At 60.2% G+C, this 20,308-nt stretch carries 20 protein-coding genes; 6 read left to right on the forward strand and 14 right to left on the reverse strand.

The annotated features are described in order from the left end of the window. The first annotated feature begins 54 nt into the window (after positions 1-54). Complete coding sequence (gene hchA, locus DFR38_RS00395) at positions 55-939, forward strand: glyoxalase III HchA (protein ID WP_059287132.1); 885 nt, start codon at positions 55-57, stop codon at positions 937-939. Positions 940-975: 36 nt separating this feature from the next. Here hchA and DFR38_RS20805 read toward each other — a convergent pair whose 3' ends face one another. The 3 genes from DFR38_RS20805 to DFR38_RS00405 all read right to left on the reverse strand — a co-directional run bounded on the left by DFR38_RS20805 (position 976) and on the right by DFR38_RS00405 (position 3,196). Further along, complete coding sequence (locus tag DFR38_RS20805) at positions 976-1,161, reverse strand: hypothetical protein (RefSeq protein ID WP_146215876.1); 186 nt, start codon at positions 1,159-1,161, stop codon at positions 976-978. Positions 1,162-1,284: 123 nt separating this feature from the next. Continuing rightward, the gene (locus DFR38_RS00400) at positions 1,285-1,740 is read right to left on the reverse strand and encodes a single-stranded DNA-binding protein (RefSeq protein WP_110312840.1); all 456 of its coding nucleotides are present in this window, start codon (positions 1,738-1,740) and stop codon (positions 1,285-1,287) included. Positions 1,741-1,834: 94 nt separating this feature from the next. After that, positions 1,835-3,196 carry an MFS transporter gene (locus tag DFR38_RS00405; protein WP_059286707.1) on the reverse strand — a complete coding sequence of 454 codons (1,362 nt, stop codon included), beginning with the start codon at positions 3,194-3,196 and terminating at the stop codon, positions 1,835-1,837. A 181-nt stretch (positions 3,197-3,377) separates the two neighbouring features. On the opposite strand from DFR38_RS00405, the gene uvrA reads away from it, so the two are divergent. The 3 genes from uvrA to DFR38_RS00420 all read left to right on the forward strand — a co-directional run bounded on the left by uvrA (position 3,378) and on the right by DFR38_RS00420 (position 7,289). Next, positions 3,378-6,206, forward strand: coding sequence for an excinuclease ABC subunit UvrA (gene uvrA, locus DFR38_RS00410; RefSeq protein ID WP_059286706.1), 2,829 nt, complete (start codon positions 3,378-3,380; stop codon positions 6,204-6,206). 132 nt (positions 6,207-6,338) lie between these two features. Then, complete coding sequence (locus DFR38_RS00415) at positions 6,339-6,782, forward strand: VOC family protein (protein WP_059286705.1); 444 nt, start codon at positions 6,339-6,341, stop codon at positions 6,780-6,782. A 306-nt stretch (positions 6,783-7,088) separates the two neighbouring features. Further along, entirely contained in the window at positions 7,089-7,289 is a 201-nt protein-coding gene (locus tag DFR38_RS00420; RefSeq protein ID WP_110312841.1) for a hypothetical protein, read from the forward strand. A gap of 78 nt (positions 7,290-7,367) precedes the next feature. On the opposite strand, the gene DFR38_RS00425 is transcribed toward DFR38_RS00420, so the two are convergent. The 5 genes from DFR38_RS00425 to DFR38_RS00445 form a co-directional block, all read right to left on the reverse strand. Further along, a complete protein-coding gene (locus tag DFR38_RS00425) occupies positions 7,368-8,480 on the reverse strand; it encodes a class II histone deacetylase (RefSeq protein ID WP_059286703.1) in 1,113 nt (370 codons plus the stop codon). A gap of 15 nt (positions 8,481-8,495) precedes the next feature. Then, positions 8,496-9,677: an MFS transporter gene (locus DFR38_RS00430; RefSeq protein ID WP_059286702.1), complete on the reverse strand. Its 1,182-nt coding sequence runs from the start codon at positions 9,675-9,677 to the stop codon at positions 8,496-8,498. A 57-nt stretch (positions 9,678-9,734) separates the two neighbouring features. Further along, on the reverse strand, positions 9,735-10,610 hold the full coding sequence (locus DFR38_RS00435) for a transporter (RefSeq protein WP_110312842.1): 876 nt from the start codon (positions 10,608-10,610) through the stop codon (positions 9,735-9,737). 114 nt (positions 10,611-10,724) lie between these two features. Next, complete coding sequence (locus DFR38_RS00440) at positions 10,725-11,702, reverse strand: helix-turn-helix transcriptional regulator (RefSeq protein WP_059286700.1); 978 nt, start codon at positions 11,700-11,702, stop codon at positions 10,725-10,727. Positions 11,703-12,027: 325 nt separating this feature from the next. Then, positions 12,028-12,924 (reverse strand): LysR family transcriptional regulator, encoded by an 897-nt coding sequence (locus DFR38_RS00445; protein WP_059286699.1) that lies wholly within the window; start codon positions 12,922-12,924, stop codon positions 12,028-12,030. 101 nt (positions 12,925-13,025) lie between these two features. Here DFR38_RS00445 and DFR38_RS00450 point away from each other — a divergent pair, with 101 nt between their 5' ends. Then, the gene (locus DFR38_RS00450; RefSeq protein WP_110312843.1) at positions 13,026-14,294 is read left to right on the forward strand and encodes an MFS transporter; all 1,269 of its coding nucleotides are present in this window, start codon (positions 13,026-13,028) and stop codon (positions 14,292-14,294) included. A gap of 87 nt (positions 14,295-14,381) precedes the next feature. Here the strand turns inward: DFR38_RS00450 and DFR38_RS20810 are convergent, their stop codons facing one another. Continuing rightward, positions 14,382-14,909, reverse strand: a complete 528-nt coding sequence (locus DFR38_RS20810) for a hypothetical protein (protein ID WP_146215877.1) — start codon at positions 14,907-14,909, stop codon at positions 14,382-14,384. A gap of 288 nt (positions 14,910-15,197) precedes the next feature. After that, positions 15,198-15,902 (reverse strand): hypothetical protein, encoded by a 705-nt coding sequence (locus tag DFR38_RS00460; protein WP_146215878.1) that lies wholly within the window; start codon positions 15,900-15,902, stop codon positions 15,198-15,200. 456 nt (positions 15,903-16,358) lie between these two features. Here DFR38_RS00460 and DFR38_RS00465 point away from each other — a divergent pair, with 456 nt between their 5' ends. Then, on the forward strand, positions 16,359-16,544 hold the full coding sequence (locus DFR38_RS00465; RefSeq protein ID WP_059285520.1) for a hypothetical protein: 186 nt from the start codon (positions 16,359-16,361) through the stop codon (positions 16,542-16,544). Positions 16,545-16,552: 8 nt separating this feature from the next. Here DFR38_RS00465 and DFR38_RS21815 read toward each other — a convergent pair whose 3' ends face one another. From DFR38_RS21815 to DFR38_RS00485, 4 genes are all read right to left on the reverse strand, one after another. Then, positions 16,553-16,651, reverse strand: coding sequence for a DUF551 domain-containing protein (locus DFR38_RS21815; protein WP_110312907.1), 99 nt, complete (start codon positions 16,649-16,651; stop codon positions 16,553-16,555). 849 nt (positions 16,652-17,500) lie between these two features. Further along, positions 17,501-18,010 (reverse strand): hypothetical protein, encoded by a 510-nt coding sequence (locus tag DFR38_RS00475; RefSeq protein WP_059285519.1) that lies wholly within the window; start codon positions 18,008-18,010, stop codon positions 17,501-17,503. A gap of 5 nt (positions 18,011-18,015) precedes the next feature. Next, entirely contained in the window at positions 18,016-18,651 is a 636-nt protein-coding gene (locus DFR38_RS00480; RefSeq protein ID WP_110312844.1) for a tail assembly protein, read from the reverse strand. Between the two features lie 400 nt (positions 18,652-19,051). Continuing rightward, positions 19,052-19,495, reverse strand: coding sequence for a putative periplasmic lipoprotein (locus DFR38_RS00485; RefSeq protein ID WP_059285516.1), 444 nt, complete (start codon positions 19,493-19,495; stop codon positions 19,052-19,054). Positions 19,496-20,308 lie beyond the last annotated feature (813 nt).

The following is a 20,308-nucleotide window of genomic DNA, read 5'->3' on the forward strand; positions in this document are numbered from 1 at the left end:
GGCATTCACGGCCTGCCCGGCACGGTGCTTGCACATCTATCACAGGAGAGCCTCATGACCGATCAAACCGCTGAATTAAGCAAAGCACCCACGCCAGATCCTGCCGAGGACAATGCCTTTTTCCCTTCGCCATACTCCTTGAGCCAATACACCTCATCCAGAACGGACTTTGATGGTACGGACTACCCGCAGCCCTACAGCGGCGGCAAGTGGAAGGTTTTGATGGTGGCAAGCGACGAGCGCTATGTGCTGATGCAAAACGGCACCATGTTCTCCACGGGCAACCACCCGGTTGAAACGCTGCTCCCCATGTATCACATGGACCGTGCCGGCTTTGAGATCGATGTGGCCACCCTGTCGGGCAATCCGGTCAAGTTGGAAATGTGGGCGATGCCGGGCGAAGATGACACCGTGAAAGGGGTCTACGCCAAGTATCGCGATCAATTCAAATCGCCACTGAAGCTTGCCGACGTGATGGCGCAAAGCGTGAATGACGACTCTCCCTATATTGCCGTCTTTGTTCCGGGTGGTCATGGCGCCTTGGTGGGCATTCCACATAGCAAGGAAGTGAAAGACTTGCTGCTGTGGGCGATGGCCAAGGATAAATACGTGATTACCTTGTGCCATGGCCCGGCCTGTCTCCTGGCCCCGGCCGTGGATGAAGCGCCGGAAGACTATATTTACAAGGGTTACAAGATCTGTGTTTTTCCTGATGCCCTGGATCAAGGCGCCAATATCCAGATCGGCTACATGCCCGGCCCCTTGCCTTGGCCTTTGGCGGAAAGCCTGGCCAAGCTGGGCGTCGAGATACTGAATAGCGGGATTAGCGGCCAGTGTTATCAGGATAGAAAGCTGATCACTGGTGATAGCCCACTGGCCGCCAACAATATCGGCAAATTGGCCGCCAATGCCTTGTTGCAAGAAGTCCGGTCGATTTAGCCGGATCTGTGTGCACACCATAAGGCCGGAGTGGCGCTAGCAGGTAAACAGCACGGCTCCGGCCGCATCGACCAGATGGCCAGATGGCTGCTTTCCATGTGGAAGCAGCCATTTTTTATTTTCCTGGGGAAGGGTGGGATGGGCTGAAGCACGGCCTGCCGACTGGCGCGCATGGTCTGCTTGCGCAACAGGCTGCGCGGCGGTGGCGGATAGTGAAGCCATGGGACTGCTGCCTGTTGCCCGGCTGCTGTCTTGTGCGCAGTCAATGCGAGCCAATGCAGAATGCAAAACCCCCGCAGGGCGGGGGTTTGGGGGGATACTTTACAAATAACTCTCAGGTGTAAGTCAGAAGGGGATGTCGTCGTCCATGTCGTCCAGCTTGGGTGCCGGCTTGGCTTCCATGCGGCGCGGTGCCGCCGGCGGTGCGGCCGGGCGGGACTGGGCTGCCGGCTCGCCATAGGCGTAGTTGTCGTCCATGGACGAGCCGCCTTCGCGCTTGCCGCCTTGCAGGCTCAGTTCGTTTACGCGCACATCAGGCGACAGTTGTTTCTGGCCTTCCTTGTTCTGCCATTCGCGCAGGGTGAGCTGGCCGTATACGGTCACTTGCTGGCCCTTGCTGAGGAAGTTTTTCAGCGATTCGCCGCGCTTGCCCCATACCTGGCAGCTAAACCAGTTGGTGGTCTTGCGCTCGCCAAAGCCGATGTCGCTGGCCACGCGGAAGCTCAGCACCGGTTCGCCACTGGGGGTGTAGCGCAGTTCGGCGTCTGCCGCCAGGCGTCCGTCAAAAGTGATGCTGTTCATGTGGGGTCTCCGATTCGATTCATTGATGCTGCGCCGGACACGGCCGACGCGTGATTGTAGGGCCAGACACGCTGTGGCAATAGCCGCGCTGGCATTAATAAGTAGCCTGGATCAGCTGTTTGACTGCGGCTTCGTCCCAGCTTTGTTGCGATACCTTCAGGTAGGCGACACGGTCCTCCAGCACCACCACCGCTTCGCTGACACCGGCCAGTGCCGACAGCTGCTGCGATAGCTGCTGCGGGCTGCCGCGCCAGTCTTCGCCGATGTGGAACATCACCGAACGCACGGCCTGCGGGGCCTGCATGCTGAAGGAGGCCAGCAGCCAGCTGGCCATCAGCACGCTGGTAAAGCCGAATACGCCGGCAGCGCCATAGTGGCCGTACAGCCAGCCGCCAGCAGCAGCGCCCATGAACAGGCCAAAGGACTGCGCCGTATTATACACACCGATGGCAGTGCCCTTGGCATCGGCCGGGGCAATTTTCGAAATCAGCGAGGGCAGGGTGGCTTCCAGGATATTGAAGGCGATGAAATACAGGCCCAGCCACACCACGATCTGCCAGAAACTGTCCAGTGCCAGCGCCATGCCCAGCTGGGCGACGGTCATGATGGCGATGGCGGCAATGAATACCTGCTTCAGCTTGGATTTCTTCTCGCCGTAGATGATGGCCGGCACCATCAGCAGAAAGCCGATGACCGTGACCGGCAGGTACACCTCCCAGTGGTGGGCCTTGTCGAGACCGGCGGTCTTGATCAGGGCAAAGGGAATGGTGACGAACATGGCCATCTGCGCCGCATGCAGCGCAAAAATACCGTAATTGAGGCGCAGCAGTTGCGGGTTTTTCAGTACCGCTGGCAGGCGCTTGGTATTGGCTTCGGTATCCGAGTGGAAGCGCGAGATGGCCGGATTCGGGATGATCAGCCATACGCCCACCAAGGCTGCCAGCGACAGCACGCCGGTGAGGGCAAAGATGCCGTTGACGCCGATGTACTGCGCCAGCAGCGGGCCGGCAACCAGGCTGACAGCAAAGGTGGTGCCGATGCTCATGCCTATCATGGCCATGGCGCGGGTGCGGTTCTCTTCGCGGGTCAGGTCGGCCAGCAGGGCGGTGATGGCGGCGGAGATGGCACCGGAGCCCTGGATCACGCGGCCGATGGTGAGGGTGACAATATCATGCGCCCCGGCAGCCACGAAGCTGCCGATGGCAAACAGCAGAAGTCCGCCGTAAATCACCTTCTTGCGGCCGATGCGGTCGGACAACATGCCCAGCGGCAGTTGCAGCAGGGCCTGGGTGAGGCCGTAGCTGCCCAGTGCCAGGCCAATCAGCGTGTGGTTGTCGGCCCCGTGCAGGGTTTGCGCATAAATGGCAAACACCGGCAGGATCAGGAACATGCCCAGCATGCGCAGGGCGTAAATACCGGCCAGCCCCAGGCTGGCGCGCAATTCAAGCGAATTCATGTGTGTTGTCGTTATCGATTCAGGAGTAAGGCTTTTAACGCGGTTCATGGCGGGCGGTTTACCGCCACACCGGCTTTCGGCTGAGCCGGTTTTTTGCTGCAGCGCATACTTAGCTGGAGCGGCAGTCGCCAAGTCGGGTATATTATCAGGTTCCCCGACCGACTGAGTAACGCTCTCACACATGGACACCATCCGCATTCGTGGCGCTCGGACGCACAATCTGAAAAACGTCAATCTGGACTTGCCGCGCAACCAGTTGATCGTCATCACCGGCCTGTCCGGTTCCGGCAAGTCCTCGCTGGCTTTCGACACCCTGTATGCCGAGGGGCAGCGCCGCTATGTGGAGAGCCTGTCGGCCTATGCCCGCCAGTTTCTGCAATTGATGGAAAAGCCGGATGTCGACCTGATCGAGGGGCTGTCGCCGGCCATTTCCATCGAACAGAAAGCCACCAGTCACAACCCGCGCTCCACCGTGGGTACTGTCACGGAAATCCACGACTACCTGCGCCTGCTGTTTGCCCGTGTGGGCGAGCCGCATTGCCCGGAACACGGCGTGCCGCTGGCTTCGCAAACCGTCAGCCAGATGGTGGACCATGTGCTGGCACTGCCGGAAGAAACGCGGGTGATGATCCTGGCGCCGGTGATTGTCGGCCGCAAGGGCGAAAACCTGGATCTGTTTGACGACTTGCGCGCCCAGGGCTTCATCCGCGTACGGGTGGATGGCGAAGTCTACGAAATCGACAGCCTGCCCAAGCTGGACAAGAACAAGAAGCACACCATCGAGGTGGTGATCGACCGCCTGAAAGTGCGCGAGGACATGAAGCAGCGGCTGGCGGAAAGCTTTGAAACCGCCCTGCGCCATGCCGAAGGCCGCGCCATTGCGGTGGAGATGGATAGCGGTGAGGAACACTGGTTCTCGGCCAAGTTTGCCTGCCCGGTGTGCAGCTACAGCCTGCCGGAGCTGGAGCCGCGCCTGTTCTCCTTCAACAACCCGATGGGGGCCTGCCCCAAGTGCGATGGCCTGGGCGAAATCACCTTTTTCGACCCCAAACGCGTGGTGGCCCACCCGGAACTGACGCTGGCCGCTGGCGCCATCAAGGGCTGGGACAAGCGCAACCAGTTTTACTTCCAGATGCTGCTGGCGCTGGGCGAGCATTACGGTTTCTCGCCTACCGAGCTGGCCTTTGAAGACCTGCCGGAAAAAGTGCGCCATGTGGTGCTGCACGGTTCCGGGCGCGACAGCATCGAATTTGTCTATATGTCGGAGAAGGGCACGCGCTTTACCCGCGCTCATCCGTTTGAGGGCATCATTCCCAATCTGGAACGCCGCTACCGTGAAACCGACTCCAGCGCGGTGCGCGAAGAACTGGCCAAGTACCAGAACAACCAGCCCTGCCCGCACTGCCAGGGCTCGCGCCTGCGGCTGGAAGCCCGTCACGTTTTCATTGGCGGGCGGACCCTGCACGAGCTGAACCAGCTGCCGCTGAAAGAAACCGCGGCCTTTTTTGCCCAGCTGAGCATCAGCGGCCACAAACATGCGGTGGCCGAGAAAATCGTCAAGGAAATCAGCGAGCGGGTGTCCTTCCTCAATAATGTCGGGCTGGATTACCTCAACCTGTCACGTTCCGCCGATACCCTGTCCGGTGGCGAGGCACAGCGTATCCGTCTGGCCAGCCAGATCGGTTCCGGCCTGACCGGGGTGATGTATGTGCTGGACGAACCGTCCATCGGCCTGCACCAGCGCGATAACGACCGCCTGCTGGCCACGCTGATGCGCCTGCGCGACATCGGCAACAGCGTGATTGTGGTAGAACACGATGAAGATGCCATCCGTGCCGCGGATTACCTGGTGGACATGGGGCCCGGCGCTGGCGAACACGGTGGCGAAGTGCTGGTGGCCGGTACCCCGGCTGACGTTGCCGCCAGTGAAAATTCGGTGACCGGTGCCTTCCTGTCCGGCCGCCGTCGTATCAACTGGCCGGGTGAGCGCCGCGCGGTCAACCCGGAGCGGGTGCTGAAGCTGCATGGCGCCACCGGCAACAACCTGAAAAATGTCTCGCTGGAATTGCCGCTGGGCATGCTGGTCTGCATTACCGGGGTATCCGGTTCCGGCAAGTCCACTCTGATCAACGACACCCTGTACAAGATTGCCGCGCGCGATCTGAATGGTGCCAGTGAAGAACCGGCACCATACGACAGCATCGAGGGCCTGGGCCTGCTGGACAAGGTGATCAATGTCGATCAAAGCCCGATTGGCCGCACCCCGCGCTCCAACCCGGCCACCTACACCGGCCTGTTCACGCCCATCCGCGAACTGTTTGCCGGGGTGCCGCTGTCACGCGAGCGTGGCTATGGTCCGGGCCGCTTCAGCTTCAACGTCAAGGGCGGTCGCTGCGAAGCCTGCCAGGGCGATGGGGTGATCAAGGTGGAAATGCACTTTTTGCCGGACATCTACGTGCCCTGCGATGTGTGCCATGGCAAGCGCTACAACCGCGAAACGCTGGAAGTGCAGTACAAGGGCAAGAATGTTTACGAAGTGCTGGACATGACGGTGGAACAGGCGCTGGACTTCTTCAGCGTGGTACCGGCGGTCGCCCGCAAGCTCAAGACCCTGATGGATGTGGGCCTGGGCTATATCCGCCTGGGGCAGAGCGCCACCACGCTGTCCGGTGGCGAGGCACAACGGGTCAAGCTGGGGCTGGAACTGTCCAAGCGTGACACCGGCCGTACTTTGTATATTCTGGATGAACCGACCACCGGCCTGCATTTCCACGATATCGACCTGTTGCTGCAGGTGCTGCATCGTCTGCGTGAAAACGGCAATACCGTGGTGGTGATCGAACACAATCTGGATGTGATCAAGACCGCTGACTGGCTGATCGACCTTGGCCCGGAAGGCGGAGCGGGTGGCGGCCAGATCATTGCCACCGGCACGCCGGAACAGGTGGCGGACAATCCGGTCAGCCATACCGGCCGTTATCTCAAGCCGCTGCTGCAAGCGCGCTCCTGAGCGCGGCACAGGCAGCGCAGTACCAAGCCACAGCCGGCAGCAGCGAGCCGCATTGTTGCCGGCTGCGGCAAACACCGTAGAATGAGCGCGCGCCACCTGGTGGCCGCGTCACCCACACCCGATGAGGATGCAATGCTATCGCTTGGCAAGATTGACCATATCCATGTCCGTGTCACCGATCTGGCAAAGGCGCAGAACTGGTACCAGCGCGTGTTGAACCTGGCGCCGGACAGCCGCTACAAGCACATGCAGAGCGGCCCGCATGGTGTCGTGATGCTGATGAACAGCAATGGCTCGGTGCGGCTGGCCATTTCGCAGGAAGACAAGCCGGTATGCGAACCCGGCTCGGTGGCTTTTCTGGTCAATGGCCAGGACTTCCTCGAGTGGATAGACCAGCTGGCCGGTGAGCGGGTGATTGACCGTGCCGGTCAGACCGTGGCGCGCGATTCGGTGGTGGATCACCAGTTTTTCTGTTCCATCAGCTTTGTCGACCCGTTTGGCAACCCCTTCGAGATTGTCAGCTACGACCACACCTGGCTGGCCGGCAAACTCAAGCTGGGTAACAAACCAGCCTGACCAGCCCTTCCGTTTCACCTGCCAACCCGCTGCGGCGGGTTTTTTCATGCCGGTCTTGCGGGAAAACACTGTCAAATCAGCAGTCTGCTGCGGCTGGGGCAGGGCTGTCGCCATCTGGCGACGGAAATAATGCTGCCATTTCAATGGCTTGCGTCACGGTATGCTGCTGGTGTCGCTCATTGCCGACAAAGGGCAGGGCCTGGTCGGTTGCTTATGCCGGCAAGTTGTTGTTTTACAAGAAAAATGTACAACTGGCATGGTGCTTGCAATGGCAGGCTGGTCTTCCAACCATACAGAAAGAAGCCGATGCAAAAGACCATGCTTGTTGTTGCCATGCTCTCCCTGCCCCCGGCCAGCCTGGGATTGATCAATCTGGTGTTTGCCGCCACGCCCGCGCCGCAGACACAGTCAGAGCAGCCAGAGGCTTCGGCACCACAAGGCAATCTGCCTGATGCATCACCGGAGCAGGGCAGCAGCATGCCGCAGCCAGCGGAACAGCAGCAATAAACGCTGTTTTCCGGCAATAAGCCGGTAATGCAACAAGGCCCGCCATTTGCGGGCCTTGTGCATGGTCATTCGAGCCTGCTACAGCCCGTGCAGGCTGGCCATGCCATCCAGCAACTGGCGCTGCAACTGCAGCATGGCCGTGCAGGGCTGTTGCTGCTTGATGAAGTCCAGCAGCGGGTCGACCACTTCGCTGCGCAGGCCGGACAGCGCCTCGATGGTGGCCAGGCCGCAGAACGGCACATAGGCTTCGGAGTAGCCGCCTTCGTGCATCAGCACCAGTTTCCCCTCACAGTGTTGTTCGGCAAAGCTGCGCAGCAGGCTGGTCATCTGGCGGAAGGTGTCGCTGTGCGCCTGCATGCGCGCCAGCGGATCTACCGCATTGGCATCATAGCCGCAGGCGACGATGATCAGCTGCGGCTGATAGCGCGCCAGCGCCGGCAGCACGATACGCTGCATGGCGTACAGATAGGCATCGTGGCCGCTGCCCGGCAGTAGCGGGATATTGATATTGGCGCCCAGCCCGGCCCCTGCGCCCCGGTCCTCGCTGCCGTTGTAGCCCGGCGGGAAGCAGCCATCCTGGTGCATGGACATGGTCAGCACATCGGGGCGCTGGTAGTAGATGGCCTGGGTGCCGTTGCCGTGGTGCACGTCCCAGTCCAGCACCGCCACCCGTTCTATGCCGTAGCGCCCCTTGGCCGCCTCGATGGCGATGGCGATATTGGACAGGAAACAAAAGCCCATGGCGGCATCCGGCAGGCAGTGGTGACCCGGTGGCCGCGTCAGCACATAGGCGTTGGCCACCTCGCCGCGCCATACCGCCTCTACGGCGGCCATGGCCAGCCCGGCCGAGCGGCAGGCAATGTCGTAGCTGCCGGGGCCGATGGCGGCTTGCGGGCCGATTTCACCGCCGCCGGCATCGCTGACCAGCTTGAAATGATCCAGATAAGCGGCGTCATGCACGCGCAGCAGGTCGCTGTGGCTGGCCGGTTCGGCCGAGCGTTGCTGCAGCTGGCGACTGATGCCGGCCACATCCAGCAGGTTTTTCAGGCGGCGCTTGGTTTCCGGTGATTCGGCATGGCCGGCAGCCGCGGGGGGTTGTACCCAGCCGCCCACCGGCAGCGTCAGTGCATGCAGGCCGGTGCTGTGCCACATGCAGATTTCATCAAAATAAAAGGCGGTAGCGGAAGTCATGGTTTCTCCTCGGCTTCAGGCGTGGGCAGGGTTGGGGTGGGGTGCTTGGAGCGATAGCAACAAGGCCAGCGACAGGGCGGCCACCAGGGTGGCCAGCAGCAATAGCAGATGCAGGCTGCCGCCATTGGCGGCAATCAGTTGGCCGGCCAGCGCCGGGCCGATGGCCAGGCCGCCACCGATCACCAGATTGGTGGCATTCATCAGCTTGCCGCTGTGGTCGATGTCGGCCAGCGTGGCCAGGATGAAAGGCAGGATGAAGGTCCAACTGAATTTGAACAGCAGCGCCGCCGTGGCAAAGCGCGCCAGCGCCGGGGCATTCAGCAACAGCAGCATGGCGGCCATCATCATGGCAAAACCGGCCAGCAGCAGTTGGGCGCGCGGCAGGCGGCGGCCAATCAGTGAGGCAGTGCCGGCACCGGCCACGCCCAGCAGGGTGGCGATGGCGAAGATATTGCCGCTTTGCTGCGGATCAATGCCGGATTGCCGGGCGATCTGGCCGATGAAGGTCCATACCCCGCTCAGGCTGATGTAAAACGCCAGCGTGGCGAGGATGCCCAGGGTGGCGCGGCCACGGCGGTGCTGCGTGGTGGATGGTGCGGCTTGTTGCGCGCTTGCTTGCTGGCCCTGGGGAAAGCAGCGTGCCAACGGGGCACACAAGGCCATCAGCAAGGCCAGGCCAACATAGCAGGCGGCAATGCCGAAGCGGGCGAACAAGGATGGCATCGCCACCAGCCCGGCGGCACCCAGCGCCAGCTGGCCCATTACCCACAGGCCATAGGCCCGGTCCGGGTTGCGCAGGGTGGCAGCAGCGGACAGGCACAGAATCATCAGTGATCCGCCAGCCAGCGCACTGACAAAACGCAGGCCCAGCAGCAGCGGATAGCTGACGGTGGTGGCCGACAGCAGATTGGCGGCGATGAAGACCGCCACCGCCAGCCAGGCGGCGCTGCGCCAGTTGACGCGGGGCAGCCAGAACCATGCCGGCAACGTGGCCAGGCTCATGGCGCCCAGTTCGGCCGAAAACAGCTTGCCGATGTCGATCGGCCCCAGTTGCAGCTGGCTGGCCAACTGGCTGGCCACCGCTGGGGCCATCATCAGCACGGCGGGGACGATGGCGGCAAAGCCGACAATGGCGGCCATGGCCGAGCGCTCGGTGGGCTGGGCCTCGGCAGGCCTGGCCTGGGAGAGTGTGTTCATGGATTTTCCTCGGTAGTGGGTGATCCGTCGGGCGGATGTTCTTGTCGCGCAGCCAGCTCAGAAAACATGTACCAGCCGCAGCATGGCCTGGCTGCTGTCAAAGCTGTTGGTGGTATGGACGTTGCGCGCCAGCATCAGCAGCAGCTGGTCTTGCTTGTCCAGCCAGTGGCCCAGTTCCACGCCGAGCTGGGTACTGTTCTGCCGGGTGTCCGGCACTTCCTGTCCATTCAGGCGCCAGGCGCCGCCACGGCTGTGGTACAGCCGCAGCGCGCCATAGGTAGCTGGCGTGAAGTCGTAGGAGGCAAAAGCCTGCAAGCGGTACAGCGGCTGCTGTTTCAGGCTGCTGCCGAGATAGTTGTCGTTGTTGCCGTAGAGCTGGGCTTCCAGCGAGGCCTCCAGCACCCAGTTCTTGCCTAGGCCGCGGGTGTAGTTGTAGAGAAAGGTGGCGCCCCAGCGGTTTGCCCCGGCGGAAACATCCGGGTGCTGCGCGTCATAACTGCCCACCGGCAGGGTGATCAGCGTCAGCAGGCCGCTGTATTCGCGCTGGTCCGGCTGGTTGATGAAGAACAGCGTGCCACCCACTTGCGGGTCGCCAATGCCGCTGTCCTGCTGGCTGGTCTGGCTGCCGGGCAGGGTGGTCTTGATGTGCGCGGCCGGAATGATGAACTGCGGTGTGCACAGCGTGCCGCAGATATCGGAAAACCACAGCTGGCGCCAGGCCATGGCCTCTACATTCAGCCGGGCGTGGTCGTCGTTGCCGCTGGCCGAGTGAAAGCTGTCGGCCCAGGTGACGGGCAGGTACAGCACGCCCAGCGAGGTGCCGACCGGTGCGCTGAAGAAGTCACGGGCATTGGTGTCGGCGGCATGGCCGGGTTGGCTGGCGAGCAAGAGGCTGGCCGCCAGCGCGGTCAGAACGGGGCGAAACGGGGGCATGGCATGCTCCTATGGGTGGGTGGGCGAAAAAACGTGGACGCAGCTGTCCCTGCCAGCCATGGCGGACCATGGCAGCTTCAGCGACGTAGGGGTGGAATCAGCAGGCTGGGGAGATCAGCCGAATGGCGCTTGCTGGTGCAAGAGATGGGCGATGCCCGCCTTGCCCTTGATACCCAGCTTGGCGTAGATGGCGCGGATGTGATGGCGCACGGTATGTGGCGACAGGCCCAGTTTGCGTGCGATGTCCTTGTAGGTGAGCCCTTCGCCAAACAGGCGGGCGACATCGGTTTCGCGGCTGGAAAGCTGTTCCATGGCGCAGCGGTAGCGGGCGGTCAGCAGGTAGAGGTCGCTGCTGCGGCGGGCTTCGATACTGAGGCGGGCACCGTCATGCCCCTGTGGTGACAGCCCGGCGGGCAGGGCGGGGCCGGTCCACTGCGGCCATTCGGTGAGCAGCAGGTCGACAAAACCGGGTTCGGCACAATGCAGGGTGCCGTGCTGGTCACACACCGCCATGGCCAGCCGCGGGCCGCTGAGTGTTTCGCGCAACGCCTGCAGGGTGCGGATCTGGTTGATGGCCACGGTGGAGGCCAGGTGTGGCATCAGGCAGGACAGCAACAGGCTGTCGGCAGCGCCAAATGGCGTGGCGCCGGGGCGGCGGTATAGCGCCAGATGGTCGCTCAGCTGGGTGACCGGGTCGATGTGGATCACGCACAGCAATTCGCCAATGCCATGGCGCTGGCCCAGCCAGTGCAGTTGCGGCGGCGCATCGTCGGCCAGCATGTCCACCACCACCGCCTGGCCGGGGTGGGCATGCACCCGTGTCACGGTGATATCGTGCTGGCGGATGGCTTTCCAGTCATCGATATAGTGATCCGGCAGGCCAAACAGAAAGGAACTGTGCTCGTGCGGGCCATCCGCCGCCTGGGCGGCGCGGCCCCACCAGGCCTTGTCGAAGTGCAGTTGCGGGCGCAGGCACTCCAGCACGGTGTGGTGAAAGCGCTCCAGCGACTCCTCGCGCGCCAGGCGATAGATTTCCAGCAAGATGGCGCTGAACATGGCCAGGTCCGGCTGGCGGTCTGATGGCTGCTGCATGGTGTTCTCCTCTGTATGGCGTGCGGTGGCTGCGTGGCCTGCCGTCTGTCCTGTAGAGCGGCTAACAAAATAGCGTAGCGTCCCTGGGGCAAGGCGCGCCGACGCAGACAGTACCAGGAGTACGGCAAGGAGGCGCAACGCAGCGGCAGGGTGTTTGTCAGTCGCTCTTATTGTGGAGTCAGTGTCATGCAGCAAGGCAGGGCTGACCATCCTGCAAATGAGGGATGGGGCCGCCATTGGCGAAGAATCCGGGTGCTCTCCTTGGAAAATCGGCCATTTTTGCCAATTCTGGATAGACAAAATGCAACAACTTGCCAGCAGCGGATCAGCTGGCAGGGATTTCATCCCACAGGTGGGCAATGAAACCGGTCACCAGCGGCGAGCTGTCGCCCTCGCGGGTGGCAATGCCCATGGCCAGATAGGCACCGTCGTCGGTCAGCGGGATATAGCGCACCCCGGGCAGCTGCACGCACTCCAGCGGCGAGGGCAGGATGGCAATGCCCAGCCCGGCAGCCACCAGCCCCACCTGGGTGGTGGCTTCGCCCGCTTCCTGGGTGATGCGTGGCTCGAAGCCGCAGGCTTCGCACAGCTGGCGGATGACCGTGTGCAGCCCGGTACCGGCACTGCGCGGATAGCTGATCATGCCCTCGTCACGCAATTGCCCCAGCGACAGTCTGGGCTCACCCGCCAGCGGGTGGTTGCTGTTGATCACCACCAGCAGCGGGTCGCGCCGCAGTTCCTGCACCAGGATGTTGGCGGCCGGAGACAGGCCGTTGAAGCGGACAAAGCCGACGTCGATGTCCTGTTGCTGCAAGGCGGAAAACTGGTCGGTGGTGAACATTTCGCGCAAGGTCAGCCGCACCGCCGGGTAATGCTGGCGATAGGCATGCAGCGCCGCCGGCAGGATGGGGGTAAGCGGCAGCGAGGAGGTAAAGCCGATGCGCAGCTCGCCCACCTCGCCGCGGGCGGCGCGTCTGGCCAGTTCGGCGGCCTCTTCGGTATCGGCCAGAATACGCCGGGCGCGCAGCAGAAACTGCTGACCGGCGGCGGTCAGTTCCACCTTGCGCTTTTCCCGCAGAAACAAGGCCACGCCCAGCTCGGCTTCCAGGGACTGTATCTGCTGGGACAGCGGTGGCTGGGCCATGTGCAGCCGTTCGGCAGCACGGGTGAAGTGCAGTTCTTCGGCAACGGTGACGAAATAACGCAGGTGGCGCAGTTCCATATTGATACTTTTAAAGTATTAATAATTCAGTAAAGATATATTGGACTGCTGTTTTGTCAAGGGCTAAGCTCAAACCCTGTATCACTGCTACCGGTTTCATCATGCCTCCCGATTCTGCTTCCTGTGCTGCTACGCTACATGCAGGCCCCGCTGCCTCACAGGAGAACACCATTTCCGCCAGTCCTCGCCTGCAAGCCGGTTCGCCCGCATTTCGCGCTACTGCGCGTGCCATGTTCGTGGGCGGCTTCTGCACCTTTTCCATGCTGTACAGCATGCAGCCGCTGATGCCGATGTTTGCGCAGGACTTTGCCCTGAGCCCGGCGGCAGCCAGCAGCGTGCTGTCGGTGCCCACCACTGGCCTGGCGCTGGCGCTGATTCCGGCCAGCTTTCTGGCGGACAAGGTGGGGCGCAAGCCGGTGATGAATATCGCGCTCAGCCTGGCGGCCTTGCTGATGCTGCTGGCGGCCTTTGCGCCCGGCTTTCAGCAGTTTCTCTATCTGCGTGCCCTGTTCGGTGTGGTACTGGCGGGCTTGCCCGCAGTGGCCATGGCTTATCTGAGCGAGGAGGTGGAGCCGCTGTCGCTGGGACATTCCATCGGCCTGTATATCGCCGGCAATGCGCTGGGCGGCATGAGCGGGCGCTTTCTGGCCGCGGTGATTGCCGATCACTTTGGCTGGCGCGCCGCCGTGCTGGCACTGGGTGTGCTGGGCGTGGCCGGTGCCATCGAGTTCTGGCGCAGCCTGCCGGACTCGCGCCACTTCAAGCCGCTGCCATTCAACCTGGCCGAGTTCCGCCGCGACGTGGCCAGCCATTTTGCCGATGGCGGCCTGCCCTGGTTGTTCCTGTCGGCCTTCCTGTTCATGGGCTGCTTTGTCAGCCTGTACAACTACCTGGGTTTCCGCCTGCTGGCCGCGCCCTTCAATCTCAGCCATAGCGTGCTGGGCTTTGTGTTCTCGCTGTACATGGTGGGCATCTGGGCCTCGGCCTGGGTGGGGCGCATGGCCGACCGCTTTGGCCGCCGCAATATGCTGTGGCTGATGGTGCTGCTGATGGCTGCCGGGCTGCTGTGCACGCTGGCGGATTCGCTGTGGCTGATGGTGCCGGGCATTGCCTTGTTTACCTTTGGCTTTTTCGGCGGGCACTCGGTGGCCAGCAGCTGGATAGGCCGCCGTGCGCAGCGCGGCAAGGCCTTGGCCTCGGCGTTTTACCTGACAGCCTATTATCTGGGTTCCAGTGTGGTGGGGTCCTTCTCCGGCCTGCTGTGGGGCATGGGCAAGTGGAATGGTGTGGCAGCGATGATTGCGCTGGGCTTGCTGGCACTGCTGCTGATTGCCCTGCGGCTGCGCAAGCTGGAGCCGCTGGCGGTGTGATGCGCCAGCCCAGCCGGCTGAGTGATGCCGCTGGTGGGCAGGCAGTGGTGCTGGGAGATACCTGCGCTCAGGCAGGTATCCTGGGTATTACGGTTTGCGGTAGACCTGGAGTTGGCCGTTCATGGCATCTTGCGTCATTGCCCAGCCAAGCGAGCCCTGAGCCAGGCGCATGGTTTCCGGATCTGAAGTAATGTTGCCGACCGAATTGCTGATTTTGGCAAACTCGCAGGGGTCTTTGCAACGCAATGTTGTGGTGATGCGGTTCTTGGTGGAGGTCAGGGTGTGATAGCCCTTGATGACGCCACGGTATCTGACCATCGAGATATCTGCCGCAACCTGCCCGTTCTGTCGTTGGGTCTGACTGACGCTGGGTTCATAGCCGTACTCGCCATTTTCCTCGATCACATAGTGATGACGCGGGACTGTTACTGGCTCCGCGGCGGCAATCTGATCAAGAGATCGCTCTTCCGCCAAGGTTTGACTGCCCACTTGCTCGTGTGCCGTATTATTGGCTGGTGCTGTGCTGGCAGGGGCTGCCGATGATGTGGTGGACTCTTTGCCACTGCAGCCAGCCAGTCCGCATCCTAACAGCAATACCAATAGACCAAATCGCATAAAACCTCCCTTGTGTTGGATGCTGGAATTCTATGATCCATGCCCATGGCAAGGGGAAGGATAAGGAGCGCAGAAGAGACGGGAGCTTCTTGCCAGTCTGCCGATTCTTCAGATTGTTACAGCCCGCTTGCCACTGTCCGGGCATTTCTTTAATGGCGGGGTGTTGCCGAGTGATGGCTGTCCTGCCGCCCGGCGATCACATGGTGCGCCAGCGCCGGGGCCGGAGTGGATGCGCCTCGGCCTTGGCGGTCAGCAGGCTTTGGGCCGGCAAGGCTGTTTTAATCGCGTTCAGCTCGCCATGTCTGGTCGGCTGACGATACGCATCTGGCCATTGCCGTCGAAAATCAGTAAGGCGTTTTCAGATTGCGGACTGTTTGCAAACAGGTAGGCATTTTTGGCGACCGCCTTATCGACCGCAGCCGGAGTACTGGCGGCTGAGTATGCCTGCTGCAAGGGCTGGCTCTGATCCAGTAGATTCTTGAATTCGCCAAGCGCCTTGACGGTGCTCAGTTCTCTGGCCATTCCCGGATTGTCCTGCAAAGCCTGTTTCAGCTGTGTCGCATAGGGGTAATCAGCCGGGAATTGAGCTTGTCCATTGGCATCGTACCGGATGCTGGCCGGCGCAGCCGGAATGCCGTTCTCGGACAGGAAAGCCGGGAATTTCTGATTGATATGCTGCGTCAGTGCATCGATATTGCGCTGGGACGGCATTAGTAAAGGCGGGAGCTCCGCGGATTGGCTGGCGGGTTTTGCTGAGAAATACGTATCCAGATTCAGCGCCACACTGCCTTTGTCAGTATCAAGACTGACCGTGGAGCCGGCACTGCTGGCTGCATCGGCGGCCAGTTGTGCCCGCGCTGCGGCGGAAATGCTGACTACGTCGGCAATATTTGCCGTCCGGGCGGCCGTAACGGTACTGTTGTCCTGCGCTGCGGCCGTGGATTGATAGGCGCTGAAAACCTTGCCAGTGCTGGTGGTGGCGGATATTTGCATGATTGGCATCCCTGATCTGTATGCAGTCAAATAATGCAAATTGCATGCCAGTGCGCTACCCGCCCGGATGTCCCTGCCGTGTGGTGGGAATCCACTGAAACTGTGGGTTGACTTGAATCTTCGGCACATGCGTACCGAGTTCGCTTACGATAACCGGATGCCCAGATAGCATTGGCGCTGCGTATGGATGCATGTCATCGAGTCCCATCTCATCTCCTGCAAAGTGAAAGAGCCGCACAGTGGCGGCTCGGTTGGTGTTTGTGTCCCAAATGAGACAGGTAAAGTCGTCGCGCCGTCGCCTGTAGAGGTGCAAGAGCTGGCGCGGGTTTGGTCTTGGTGGCTGTTTCGATAATCGCAACATGTTGATTATTAAGTAATCACTCCATCAAAATCTATGATGGCGCTATCCGAACGGATACGGCAGGATGCAGTCATTAATAACGGCAGGAGACTGCAATGAACGACCGTATCGTCAACAGCACTTACGACCCGAAAACCCAGGCTGAGGCCGATGCCATGGCCAAGGCGGCGGAGGCGGTGCAGGTCTCCCCATTCCCATACGGGCAAATGAAGCCATTCATTCTTGTCGACATGGTGGATGGCGTACCGGTGGCCACGGAGCAGGGCTGGGTGACTCGATAAAAAAGCCCTCACTTGGAGGACTTGGGTGGATTGGGTAGCGGCATCCAGTGGTTCAGGTTTCGCACCCGGACTATTTTCCATCCCCATCCATCTTCATATTTACTTATGCGAAAGTCATATTCGCCTTTAGGCTCTCAGGACGGCCTGGCCCAGCTTGCATTCGGCACGCGCTCACCATTCCAGCCGTCAAACTCGGTGACGAAATCCTTCGGCGCTGTCTCAACCGGCTGCCACCCGCTCAGCCAAGACAGGTCGAGGGCGCGGATAGCGGCGGCGCAATCAACATGAGTACATGCATGGTGACGAAGTATGATGTTAGATAAATCGCTTTGGTCACCAACCTGAGCAATCAATGCTTTTGTGCTTTATCGGCGCATGCCTTCGCGCACGCCTCCTGTACCTGCTTAATGATGTCGTTCATCGTCCGTTCCTTTCTCGTTTCCACTGGGCAACCTTCTTGCCTTGCCGGCCGGCACTGCTGACCACATTCAGCTTGCAGCCGTTCTCTGCCAGCCATTGGTCGCCCCGTTGCAGTCCGGATCATGGAACAGCGCGTCGTTCTCTACGTGAAGCTTGGTCATGTGATCTCTAATAAAAAAGCCCACGCGAGGGTGGGCTGGGGTAATTGGGGATAATTTGGGACAGAGAGTGCTACGCACTCCCACGTAAAACGGCGCTATTCAGCCGTAAAAAGGCAACAAAAAAGCCACCAATTCTGTCTGGAATCCTTGTTTCTCAAAGGGTTCCGTCAAAATTGATGGCTAGATTAGGTGGCTGTGGGAGTCACAAAAACGTCTGAAAGCCTTGTTTTTAAGCAATGTAGATTTGGAAAAATGAAAAGTTATACGCAAAGTTATACACTTTTCGAAAAGTACCCCCCATTTTGGGCACTCTTGAGCCTGTGATGTGACGGCCAGTCGAAACCCCCAGCTCGGGGGCCTCGGCCTCACTCACCGCTAGACCGTCTGCCACCCGGCCACAGTCTCGCCTAAGATGTGCGGCTCGGCGCTTTGGTCAAACAGTAGATCATCGCCTCCTTGCCAGTCGGGCAGGTACACGCCAGCCTCCACCGCAAGGCTGCGCACTTTGGGCGCTGCCGCCACCAGTGCATCAGCAGCCTGGCGGTAAGCGGCAAGTGCCTCCTCGTAGGCGCGCACCTTTTCGGCCTTCTCTTCGTCCAGTCGCTTCTGCTCGGCATCCTTGCGGGCTTGCTCTACGTGGGAGGCCATCACGTCGTACTCGGACAGTGCCGCCTCCAGCGCCTGGGCCGCTGCTGGTTCTTCCACCAGTGCGGCTTGCAGCATCAGGGCGCTGACTGCACCGGGATTGGCCCTTACTCGGTCGGCTTCGGCCTTGGCGCGGTTGTATCGGGTCTGCGCGTCATCTCGGGCATTGCGCAGCTTGAGCAGTTCCAGCTCGGCCGCGTCATCGGCAGGGGCTGGTGTGGGCTTACGGAAAAGATTCATCACGATCAGCTCAATGTAGGGTTGGTGTTGGTGTAACTGCCCATGTTTTCGGCGTAGACGCCGGCGGCAACGGCGACGGAGCCCACCAGCATGCGGCCGTAGCCGACCGGGACTGCATATCCTTGGCCGGCGACGTTTTCAGTTCCACCGAAAGCGTAGGACGATAGGTTGCTGCTTGAAGCGGCGACCCCTATCTTTTGCTGTGGAGACAGCATCTCGATCACGCCCCCCAGCATCATGGATGCACCCATCATGGCAACAGAGCCGTATGCGGTAAGTCCGCCTGATGCTGTTGTAAGGCCGGAAAGTCCTGCTCCTGGGGCCATCTGGATTGCCGCATAGATAAGAGATGCGCCAATAACAATTCTCCCAACAGATCCAGCACCCCGCACAATCGGCATCAGGGTCACTGTCTGGCCTCCATGCAGGGCATCAAACTCATTTTCGTCGATGGCCCGCTTGTTCAGCCGCAACCGGAAAACCAACCCCATGTCCGACAGTTCCAGAATGCGTTTGATAAACCCCGGCCTGTTTGCCTCGATGGCACGAATGGCCTCTGTCGGCCGGTCAATGTCCAGCTTCCATACTTGGCCAAACTCCTGCCCCAGCCGGCCGCCCAGTTTTACGGTCGTCATGGTCATGCTATTGCCTCGCTTCCCAGCTCTACGCGGATAGTCCGCAGGCCGTGTTGATTGAGCAGATTGACGGCGCTGTCACAGAGCCGGAAGCGTCGGGCGTGGCCTGTTCTGGTTTCCAGCGGGTCGCCGTTGATCTTTATCTGGTAGTCACCGGGCCTGCCGTAGACCAGGGCATCCCGCACCTGGCTGGGGGCTGGTATTTCACTGAGTCGCATAGCTTACTCTAGTTACGTTATAACATTACATATGTAGTTTACTGACTTTCCCAGAAAGCGCAAAAGTACCTATCTGATTGCGTACAAATTCAAGTAAAAGTGTTGGGGAAGTGCGACGGACGGTTGCCGGTTTGAAATGAAAAACCCGCCGAAGCGGGTATAGAGAATGAAATTCTTACACGGCAGGCTTACTTTTTAGCTACCTCAGTCGTTCCAGGGGTAGCAGGAGCGAGACCAACAGCTGCTTCGATCTTCTTCAAAATAACTGTAATGTTGGTCGGATAGTCAAACCCTGCACCAGTATTGCGGTCTACGATGTACCCGATGCCTCCACCAAGGAGAATATTTCCCCATACTGGACCATTGCTTTTCGATACAGCCGTCTCATGGCCGGCGGCACTATCAGTTTTGCAGTCGACCGCCATGTCAGCAGTGCTCTTATGAACAACTGTTGTGCCAGGGCTGGTTACGAACCATTTCCCTTCGTCATTTTGCAGTGTGCATGTGACGCCAGACACTTCCTTGTTATCCAGCATGGTTTGCACGGAGACTGGCTGTGTCTTGCTACTTACCACTGACGCGCAGCCTGAAAGTGTCGATAGTGCGATAGCAGCAGCGATGATTTTTTTCATTTTGACTTCACTTAATCTTATTTTGAATAGGCGTATGGCATTCTACAGGCAAATGGCATTTATATGGATGGGGAAAACCGGGTTATCGTGGTGTCGCTTCGATGATGAGCTGTTGCACCGCTTCTGGATGTCGTGACGGCGCAGTTGCTTAATGGTCAGTAAAACAGTGTGGTGTATTGCTTCGGAAACGTCTCGTTTCTGTGTTTACACCAGTGTTTACACGATTACTGTTTACACCCCTTATCCGTGGATACCTGAGTGGATACCACGTACTGGATACCAGCCTTTTCCGTGGAAACCTGAGTGGAAACCTCTGCTTTGGCAACCAGTCCTTTTTTTGGTTTTTAGCCTGCAACCAAGCCTGCAACTTTCCATGCTTTGGGTGGTAACCAGCGTGGTAACCGGCTCACTGGCTACCATGTCTTCGGGTGCGAACCCGTGCAAACCAGCTCAGTGCGAACCAGCCATTCTGCTGTTACACCGTCTGTTACATGCCCTCCATCTGCTGTTAACCGGCGTTGTTAACTCCCACTGTTAACCGGGCAGCAAGGCTCGTCGGAAACTGGAGTTTTCTGGAGTAGCCACCGTTATTTTTCGTTATCAGCCAGCACCTAGTTTTACCTAGTAGTGGCCAGGCTTTTTGCCCCGTTCCAACTCGCCAGAAAACTAACATTTACTAACAGTTTGCCCGGCCTGCTGGTGGGTGATTGCAAGGCATGAGCCTTATCATTCCTTATCAGCCTTGCTGGTCTGCTGGTCTGCTCAAACCCTCCAGGAAACCTGAGCATTTCTTGGTATCGCTTCTGCCCGCAA

The sequence above is a fragment of the Aquitalea magnusonii genome (assembly GCF_003202035.1).
Lineage (GTDB): Bacteria > Pseudomonadota > Gammaproteobacteria > Burkholderiales > Chromobacteriaceae > Aquitalea > Aquitalea magnusonii.